We start from the raw sequence: 1,811 nt of genomic DNA, 5'->3' as shown, positions 1-1,811 counted from the left end.
CCTTATCCAGGCCTTGGGTCATGGTCTGGTGCAGCATTGCGCCGTTGACCCCGACAGCTGAAGCAAGGCTGATGATAATCGCGACCTTCGCCGCCTTGATCATTGTCGCCATTGCGTTTTCACGCGATTGCCCGGTGGCGATGCGATAACCCAGAAGCAAGACCCACAGCGTGGTGACCGTCAATGCGATCGTACTGACCCACCTCATGGTACGGCTCATCAGCTGCAGGCCGAACGCCTGAATCTCGTTGCTGAAGTAGTCGTTGACCAGTTTGAAGAACACGAAGTCGCCGAGGCCGATATCCGCCAAGGGCTGCAACCGGCTGATCGCACGATGCGCACGTCGGTTTACAGCGGCGGTAGCCTGCAAGGGTGCAGTCATCGGCGTCATTCGGTCATACATCGCTACATTCCACGCGTCGGTGCCGGCGGGGGCATGTCCGGTTGCGGCCGCTGTGCATCCAGAGCGTGCGACTGCTGCTGGCTCTCCTGCAATGGCGGCACGTCGGCTGCCAGATCGACCTTGGTGCGGAAACCCGGTGTATGACCAAGGATCCAGGCATTACCATCCTGCACGGTCACACTGCGCAGATGATCGACGTTGACGATACCAGCGCGTTTGGCCTCCACGGTCGCATGCATGACCACTGCATCGGAGGTGCCCTGTGGCAGTTTGCTGTGGATGGAGCGATACAACGGATCGTTCTCCANATCTTCCAGCCGGGTGCCACGTACTGCTGTTGGTGCTCTGCCTCCATGCGCTGTTGCACCTCCTGCCAGCGTGCGGCGGCCATCTCTGTCGTTCCAGCGCCGGCTTCCAACGTTCCGCGCAGACGATCGATGGCATCGACGGCCAGGCCATAACCACCGCGTGCACCAAGCGTTAAGCCACCACGCAACACTTCCACGTCATCGCGGTACTTGTCGATCATTGGCGCATACTGACGGGCTAACTGCTGCGCCTTGGGATCTTCCAGCACCGAGCGGTCTGGATCGCCATTGGCATCCACCGGCAGGAAGTTGTGCATGCGGTGCGAGTCGGCGAGCGGTTGGGCGACCGCTGGATTGCGTGCATCCAAAAGACTGCGATCATTGGCGTAACCCGCTTTTTCCAGCAAGGCAATCTCCTGCTGAGTGGCGTAGAGCTTGACCTGGCCATAGTGCTTGCTGGCAGCACTGACCGCATCACCGGCCATCACATGATTGATGACAGCGGTGCCGCCTTCAGGAATGCGACGATCCAGGCTGGCTGCACCATAGGCGTTGAAGGTCTCGCCCTTGAGGCCGAAGTGGTGCGCAGTGACCTGGGCCAGGTTGCCGCCGAGGGAGTGGCCGGTGACGGTGACGTCGGGGGCTTTGCCGCCTTTGCCGAGTTCATGCGCATAGTTCAACGCATATCGCGTCAGCTCAAGCGCCTCGGCAGCCTGGTTGTTGTGGCGGGCTGCAACCATGCCGCCGTCGGTGTAAAAACCATCTTCCTTGAGCTGTCGGTCGGTCTCGGTGCCGCGGTGAGCGACGATGATCTCCTGCGTATCGACCCGCTGGTAGACGATGCCTTGATAGCCGGAAGGGCTATCTACATACTTCATGCGTTGATAAGAAACCCCGCCGATATCCACAGCCGGGCTTCTTGGTCCTGTCTTTTCTGGTTTGTCATAGACATCGCGCGAAAGTGATGCATATTGCTGGCTAGTCAGGCTCATGGGGCTATCCTTTCAGCTACCTGATTAGCCCCATCCCTCAGCCAAGAAAGTTGCTTGCCATGCGCAAAACTCGCTCTGGGCAAGGCTTGCAGCGCATCAGCGCCGTCG

The 1,811-nt window shown here is 59.6% G+C and carries 1 protein-coding gene and 2 pseudogenes; all 3 read right to left on the bottom strand.

The features are described 5' to 3' along the window. Nucleotides 1-382: pseudogene (locus tag XcuCFBP2542_RS18450) on the bottom strand (type IV secretion system protein); the annotation flags it as partial. A 23-nt stretch (nucleotides 383-405) separates the two neighbouring features. Further along, nucleotides 406-710, bottom strand: a pseudogene (locus tag XcuCFBP2542_RS20150) (hypothetical protein); the annotation flags it as partial. 1 nt (nucleotide 711) lies between these two features. Beyond that, nucleotides 712-1,703 (bottom strand): Tle-like phospholipase domain-containing protein (locus XcuCFBP2542_RS18445; protein WP_425478061.1); only part of this gene is annotated, 992 nt, incomplete at its 3' end. Between the last annotated feature and the right edge of the window lie 108 nt (nucleotides 1,704-1,811).

Source organism: Xanthomonas cucurbitae (assembly GCF_002939885.1).
In the GTDB taxonomy this organism is placed as follows: domain Bacteria; phylum Pseudomonadota; class Gammaproteobacteria; order Xanthomonadales; family Xanthomonadaceae; genus Xanthomonas; species Xanthomonas cucurbitae.
This window is presented reverse-complemented; position numbering and strand designations above follow the sequence as displayed.